We start from the raw sequence: 6,993 nt of genomic DNA, 5'->3' as shown, positions 1-6,993 counted from the left end.
CTTTCTGCGTCAAAAATCCTCGAAAGGCGGCAAGCCTTTCTTGCGGTTTTTTCCTTGAAAGCCCTCGTTTTGGGACAAAAATCCGACATTTCTCCGGTTTTAAAACAGACTCTAGGGCCGGCGGACCGGAGTCCCTGATTTTTCGCATCGAGAAGGAAAACGCCCGCACCCCTCAGGGCAGCCGCTATGAGGTGTGGGTGCCCATTCAAAAGGCTGCCCCACAGGAATAAGGGAATCAAACACAGAAAACGGAGGAACCCAAAATGGAAAAAATCATTGAAACCGCTCAGCTGGAAGCCTTTGAGAAGGACTTTGCCGCCGACCCCGCCAAGCGGGTGGCCCAGCTGGCCGTCACCGCAAACGGGGTCAACAAGTCCGCTGCCGACCCCCATGTCCAGCGGGAGGACCGGCATCTGTTCTCCGTCCAGCTGGAAACCGGCAAGATTACCAACCAAAAGAGCTCGGGCCGGTGCTGGATGTTCGCCGCCCTGAACACCATGCGGGTGGATATTATGCGCAAGCTGAACCTGGACACCTTTGAGCTCAGCCAGAACTACACCCTGTTCTACGACAAGCTGGAAAAGTCCAACTACTTTTTAGAGAGCATTCTGGATACCCTGGACGAGCCCACCAACGGCCGGGTGATCGCCCACCTGCTCAGCGCCCCCCTCAACGACGGCGGCCAGTGGGATATGCTGTGCAATCTGGTGGAGAAATACGGCGTGGCGCCCAAGGAGGCCATGCCCGAGACCGCCTGCTCCTCCGCCACCTGGGAGGTCACCGGCTACATGACCCGCAAGCTCCGGGAGTTCGCCTGCACCTTGCGGGAGGGTCACGCTGCCGGCAAAACCGTAGAGCAGCTCCGCCAGCAGAAGGAGGCCATGCTGGGCAGCATCTACAACATGCTGTGCATTGCCCTGGGCGCCCCGCCCAAAACCTTCACCTTTGAGGCCCGGGACAAGGACAAGAAATTCATCCGGGAGACCGGCCTCACCGGCAAAAGCTTCTTCGAGAAATATGTGGGCTGGAACATGTCCGACTATGTGAGCCTCATCAACGCCCCCACTGCCGACAAGCCCTATCACAGAACCTTTACCGTGAAGCTGCTGGGCAATATTGTAGAGGGCCGTCCCGTCAAATACCTGAACCTGCCCATTGAGGACCTGAAGGCCGCAGCCATCCGCCAGCTGCAAGACGGCAGTCCTGTGTGGTTTGGCTGCGACGTAGGCAAGTGCTCCGCCCGGGACAGCGGCATTATGGACCTGAACGTGCTGCGGCCCGACCAGCTGTTTGGCACAGAGTTCGGCATGACCAAGGCCCAGCGCCTGGACTACGGCGACAGCCTGATGACCCACGCCATGGTGTTCCAGGGGGTAAACCTGAACGAGGACGGCCAGCCCACCCGCTGGCGGGTAGAGAACAGCTGGGGCAAAGAGGCCGGCAGCGAGGGCTACTATGTGATGAGCGACGACTGGTTCACCGAGTACACCTACCAGGTGGTGGTACATAAAAAGTACCTTACCGAAGCCCAGCGGGCTGAGCTGGACCAGGCCCCCATCGCCCTGGAGCCCTGGGACCCCATGGGCTCATTGGCGTAAGGAGGGGCTTCCTATGGCCGACCTGTACGACTACCCCGACATCTATGACGAACGCTTTACCGACAGGGCCAATCAGGCATATAAAGAGCATTATCGAAAGCTGTTCGCCGGCAAAGCGGTCCACAGCATTCTGGACTGCAGCTTTGGCACCGGCAATCTGACCTTCCCCCTGGCAGAGCTGGGCTACCAGATCGCCGGGTCAGACCTGAACGAGGGTATGCTGAAAAAGGCCGGGGAGAAGGCAGCGGCAAAGGGCTTCCAGGTTCCGCTTATGCCCTGCGACTTCCGGGGGCTGTCCGCCCGCTTTGACTGCCGGTTTGACTGCGTGATGAGCACCGGCAATGCCCTGGCCCATGTGGACAATGAAGACGTGGTGAAAACCCTGCATGAGATGGACCGGTGCCTGAAGCCCGGCGGCTACCTTTATTTCGACAGCCGGAACTGGGAGATGGCCCAAAAGAACGGGCAGCGGTTTATCATCCCTCAGCCCTTCTATCAGCAGGACGGGACCAGAATCGGCAATGTTCAGGTGTGGGACTATCATGAGGACGGAACCATCACCATAAACATTTTCCACAGCTACGAAAAGGATGGCAAAATTTTCAAAACAAATCAGTTCCAGGAGCATCTTCATCCCTTTTCCCTCCGTCTGGTCAAGGATGAGCTGGAAGGGATGGGCTATACACAATTTGAAATCAAGCCCTGCCCCTGGTTTGAAGACAAACCCTTTTCCGAGATTGGCTGGTATTGCCTGATGGCCCAAAAGCCTTACTGAAAAATATAGCGAAGAAGACGGCAGGCCCCCTGAAAAGCGTTTGAAAAGGATGCGTCAGCATTTTCAAAACACTTGCTATGGCCCGCCGTCTTCCCTTTTGTCCTGATCCTTTATGCAGAGGTGAGCTTATGAAAATGACCGTTTCTGAAATCGCAGAGCTCTCCGGCGGCAGGCTGCTCTCCGGCGACGGCTCTGCCCTGGTAACCGGCTTTGTCACCGACAGCCGCAAGGCCTGCCCCGGGGCCATGTTCGTGCCCATCCGGGGCGAGAACGTGGACGGCCACCGGTTCATCCCCAACGCCCTTGCCGCCGGAGCCGCCAGCTTTACCGACCACCCGGTGGAGGCCCGCGGCCCCCTGGTGCTGGTAGAGGACTGCCGCGCCGCCCTGCAAAAGGTAGGCGAAGCCTACCGGGCGCGGTTCACCCTGCCCATTGTGGGCATTACCGGCAGCGTGGGCAAAACCACCGCCAAGGAGATGACCGCTCTGGGGCTGACCGCCAGCCGCCGGGTGTGGCGCACCCCTGGCAACGCCAACAGTCAGGTGGGGGTGCCCATCACCGTGTGTGGCATCGAGCCGGAGCACACAGCCGCTGTCATTGAAATGGGGGTGAGTATGCCCGGCGAAATGGCCCGCATTGCCCGGGTGGTAAAGCCCACCTGCGGGGTGGTCACCACCATCGGCACGTCCCATCTGGAGTTCATGGGAACCCGTGAGAACATCCTGGCGGAGAAGGCCCGCATGGCCGATTACCTCCCAGAGGGAGCCCCCCTGTTTGTCAACGGCGACAACGACCTGCTGTCCGGCTTCACCTCCGGCTCCTACCGGGTGGTGACCTTCGGCCTCTCCCCGCACTGCCAGTGGCGGGCCAAAGAGGTGGCTGAGGGCAAAGACTCCCTGACCTTCACCTGCTGCTCCCCAGAGGGCCAGGAGCAGACCGTCTCCCTGCCTGTGCTGGGAGAGCACAATGTGCGCAACGCCCTGGCCGCTATGGCAGTGGGCAGCTGGCTGGGCCAGCCTCTGGCGGATACCGCCCGGGTCCTTGCCAGCTACGAGCCGCCTGCCATGCGCCAGCAAATCAAAGAGGCAGGGGGCGTCGCCATCATCGACGACACCTACAACGCCAGCCCCGACTCCATGGAGTCCGCCCTCAATGTGCTGGCGGACCGGCCCGAGACCGGGAGAAAAATCGCCGTGCTGGCCGGTATGCGGGAGCTGGGCAGCTACGAGCAGGCCGGCCACCAAAGCACCGGGGCCTATGCCCGAAAAAAAGCAGTGGAGCTGCTGGCCATAGGAGAATTAGGCCGGCTGATCGCCCAGGGCTACGGGGACAAGGCAGTGTGCGTAAAAGACAACGCCGAGGCCGCGGCCTGGCTGCTCCACAGGCTCCGCCCCGGCGACGCCGTGCTGGTGAAGGGCTCCCGGGGCATGAAGACCGAGGAGGTTGTCAACGCTCTGCTGTCTGGCCTGGGAGAGTAAGATTCCCGCTCTCCCGTGGTGAGAGATGATTCCAAGGAAAACAGAAAGAGGGGAAACGACTATGCTGAGAGAACTCAACCAAAGCAACTACAAAAATTACCTGGACTGGGCCTACAGCCTGGCCCTGGACATGACCCGTTCCGGCTATCCCACCTATGCTGACGGCCTGAAGACCCGGGCCGAGTTCGACGAGATCGCCGCCCTGGCCCATGAGAGGGAGCACGAAGGGGCCCTGCTCTTTGAGGACAACGGCAAGACCCTGGGCTATATCCACTACTTTGCCCTGCCCGAGGACAAATATCTGGATACCCGGGCCTTCTGCACCGAGGACAAGACCGAGCAGGCCATGGACGAGCTGATTGCCTACCTGGGTCAGAAGTACCCGGGCTTTACCATGCACTTCGGCTTTTCCGACCAGAACACCCGGGCGGTCAACCACCTGGTCGAGCTGGGCTGGCCCCTGAGTGAGGAGAGCCTGGTGGGCGTGATGAGGTTTGAGGAATACGAGCCAAAGCCCGAGAGCGCGAAGCACGTCCCCATCACAGAAGAAAATTTTGACCGCTTCGCCGCCATCCACGCCCAATGGGACGGGAAAATGTACTGGGACAACGCCCATCTCCGGGAAGCTCTGGACCGCTGGCACTTATACCTGCTGGAACGGGACGGCCGGGATGTGGCGGTCATCTACTTCGTCTATGTAGACGGGATGCTGGAAATCTTCGGCCTGGACTATGCAGACGGCAGGTTTGCCCCCCAGGCGGTCCGGGCGCTGCTGCTCCGTGCGCTGAACCAGGGCAAGGCAGACGGGATGGAGAGCTTCTACTACTTCCACGACAGAGACGAGGAGCCCATTGTGAAGGAGCTGGGCGTCCGCTCCCTGGGCCGTTATGTGATGTACAGCCGCGCCATCTAAGCCCCCCAACGCGGGCAAAAAACCCAAAGCGAAAGAAAACCAAAAGAGCGCGAACCAAAAGTTTCGTCCACCTTTACAAAGGTGGCAGAGGTTTGGGGACAGAGTCCCCAAGGTCTTGACCTTGACCTTAAAACGGCGGCGCAGTAAGCAAAGCCGCGAGGTACGAGTTTGCTCCCTCGACCAAGTTCGGGCCGGGGTAAGACTGCGCCGCCGTCGACTTGCCGAAGGCAAGTCGGAGCGAGGTCGACCGCAGGAAGACCAGCGGCCCTCTCGCTGCCGTCTCAAACAGAACGAAAAGCCCAACCACCGCAGGGAGACCAGCGGCCTCCTCACTGTCGCCTCAAACAAGACGAAAAGCCAACCGCCGCAGGAAGCCCAGAGTCCCTCTCGCTGCCGTCTCAAACAGAACGAAAACCCCAACAACCGCAGAGAAACCCGCGTCCCCCCAAAAAAAGCAAAAAAACACACTCCCCAAACCCACCCCACCCCAAAGCAACACCCCATCACCCCAAAGGAGGATTCCCCCATGAACCAAGCAACCATCATCCAGGCCATCCGCACCGGCGGCACAGCCCTGGGCATCGAGCTGGGCTCCACCCGCATCAAGGCCACCCTGGCCGGCCCCGGCTGCCAGCCCATTGCCAGCGGCGCCTTTGACTGGGAAAACCACCAGGAAAACGGCCTGTGGAGCTACCGCCTGGAAGACGTCTGGACCGGCATTCAGACCGCCTGCCAGAGACTGGCCAAAGAGGTAAAGGAAACATACGGCGAGGAGCTCACCACCCTGGGGGCAGTGGGCGTCTCCGCCATGATGCACGGCTACCTGCCCTTTGACAAGGAGGGCCGGCAGCTGTGCCCCTTCCGCACCTGGCGCAATACTGTCACCGAGGCCGAGGCCGCTGAGCTGACCGCACTGTTCGGCTTCAACATCCCCCAGCGATGGAGCATCGCCCACCTCTACCGGGCCATCCGTCTGAAGGAGGACCATGTACAGCAGCTGGACTACCTGACCACCCTGGCCGGGTACGTCCACTGGCAGCTCACTGGCGAAAAGGTCCTGGGCGTTGGCGACGCGGCAGGCATGTTCCCCATTGACAGCCAGACCCTGGACTTTGACAAAAATATGCTGGCCCAATTCGACAGGCTGGTCCAGGACCAGGCCCTGCCCTGGAAGCTCCGGGAGGTCCTGCCCCAGGTGCTCCCCGCCGGAGCCCCTGCCGGCGCCCTCACCCCGGCAGGGGCCAAGCTGCTGGACCCCACCGGCGTTCTGCAGCCCGGGGCCCTGCTCTGCCCCCCTGAGGGCGACGCGGGCACCGGCATGACCGCCACCAACAGCGTGGCCCCCCGCACCGGGAACGTGTCCGCAGGCACCAGCATTTTCGCCATGGTGGTGCTGGAGCGTCCCCTTTCCAAAGTCTACCCTGAGCTGGACCTGGTAGCCACCCCCACCGGCCGACCTGTGGCCATGGTCCACTGCAATACCTGCACCTCTGACCTGGACGCCTGGGTGGAGGTCTTCGCCCAGCTGCTGGGCCGGGCCGGGGCCTCTCTGAGCAAGGGGCAGCTGTACGACCTGCTGTATCAGGCAGCGTTGGAGGGCCCCCCGGACTGCGGCGGCGTGGTAAGCTATAACTGCTATGCCGGCGAGCCGGTCATCGGCCTGAGCCAGGGCCGGCCCCTGCTCACCCGGGTCCCCGGCCAGGCGCTGGGACTGGGCGGCTTTATGCGGGCCCAGCTCTACGCGGCCATGGCCCCCCTGAAAATCGGCATGGACTTGCTGCTGAAGGAGGAGAACGCTGCCCTTGACCAGCTTCTGGGCCACGGGGGACTGTTCAAGACCCCTGTGGTGGGGCAGCGGCTGATGGCCGGGGCCCTGGGCGTGCCGGTGTCCGTGATGGAGACCGCCGGCGAGGGCGGGCCCTGGGGTATGGCAGTGCTGGCTATGTTCGCCAAGGCCTGCCAGAAGACCCCCGGGCTGGACCTGGAGAGCTATCTGGCAGAGCAGGTGTTTGCCGGGGCAAAGGGCAGCTGCGCCCAGCCCCAGCCCCAGGACACCGAGGGCTTTGCAGCCTTCCTCCGCCGCTACCGGGCCGCGCTGCCGGTGGAGCGTCTGGCCGGGGACACAGAGCTGTAAACCCAATATCACCAATCATGTACAGCATCCCGCCCTCGTGTCAAGCAAGGGCGGGCCGGCGAGTGTCCGTTCCGAGGCGTTTTTCGTGTTCCCCC

Annotated in this window: 6 protein-coding genes; all 6 read left to right on the top strand. The window is 61.8% G+C overall.

What is annotated here, in order from left to right; genetic code table 11:
* A partial coding sequence (locus tag ACTO5E_RS02175; RefSeq protein ID WP_482301186.1) for a hypothetical protein occupies nt 1-230 on the top strand: 230 nt, incomplete at its 5' end.
* Nucleotides 231-263: 33 nt separating this feature from the next.
* Nucleotides 264-1,598 carry a C1 family peptidase gene (locus ACTO5E_RS02170; protein WP_482301184.1) on the top strand — a complete coding sequence of 445 codons (1,335 nt, stop codon included), beginning with the start codon at nt 264-266 and terminating at the stop codon, nt 1,596-1,598.
* Nucleotides 1,599-1,611: 13 nt separating this feature from the next.
* Nucleotides 1,612-2,373 carry a class I SAM-dependent methyltransferase gene (locus ACTO5E_RS02165; RefSeq protein ID WP_482301183.1) on the top strand — a complete coding sequence of 254 codons (762 nt, stop codon included), beginning with the start codon at nt 1,612-1,614 and terminating at the stop codon, nt 2,371-2,373.
* 128 nt (nt 2,374-2,501) lie between these two features.
* Nucleotides 2,502-3,851 carry a UDP-N-acetylmuramoyl-tripeptide--D-alanyl-D-alanine ligase gene (locus tag ACTO5E_RS02160; RefSeq protein ID WP_482301181.1) on the top strand — a complete coding sequence of 450 codons (1,350 nt, stop codon included), beginning with the start codon at nt 2,502-2,504 and terminating at the stop codon, nt 3,849-3,851.
* A 61-nt stretch (nt 3,852-3,912) separates the two neighbouring features.
* On the top strand, nt 3,913-4,764 hold the full coding sequence (locus ACTO5E_RS02155) for a hypothetical protein (protein ID WP_482301180.1): 852 nt from the start codon (nt 3,913-3,915) through the stop codon (nt 4,762-4,764).
* Between the two features lie 526 nt (nt 4,765-5,290).
* Nucleotides 5,291-6,898: a xylulokinase gene (locus ACTO5E_RS02150; RefSeq protein ID WP_482301178.1), complete on the top strand. Its 1,608-nt coding sequence runs from the start codon at nt 5,291-5,293 to the stop codon at nt 6,896-6,898.
* The last annotated feature ends 95 nt before the right edge of the window (nt 6,899-6,993 follow it).

This window comes from Acutalibacter sp., from assembly GCF_056800975.1.
Note: the sequence above shows the minus strand (reverse complement) of the source record. Positions and strands in the feature narration are given on the sequence as shown.

What these genes read in the sequence shown, in the direction of transcription:
- ACTO5E_RS02160 (WP_482301181.1), top strand. Translation starts at nt 2,502, where the DNA reads ATGAAAATGACCGTTTCTGAAATCGCAGAGCTCTCCGGCGGCAGGCTG.
- ACTO5E_RS02155 (WP_482301180.1), top strand. Translation starts at nt 3,913, where the DNA reads ATGCTGAGAGAACTCAACCAAAGCAACTACAAAAATTACCTGGACTGG.
- ACTO5E_RS02165 (WP_482301183.1), top strand. Translation starts at nt 1,612, where the DNA reads ATGGCCGACCTGTACGACTACCCCGACATCTATGACGAACGCTTTACC.
- ACTO5E_RS02170 (WP_482301184.1), top strand. Translation starts at nt 264, where the DNA reads ATGGAAAAAATCATTGAAACCGCTCAGCTGGAAGCCTTTGAGAAGGAC.
- ACTO5E_RS02150 (WP_482301178.1), top strand. Translation starts at nt 5,291, where the DNA reads ATGAACCAAGCAACCATCATCCAGGCCATCCGCACCGGCGGCACAGCC.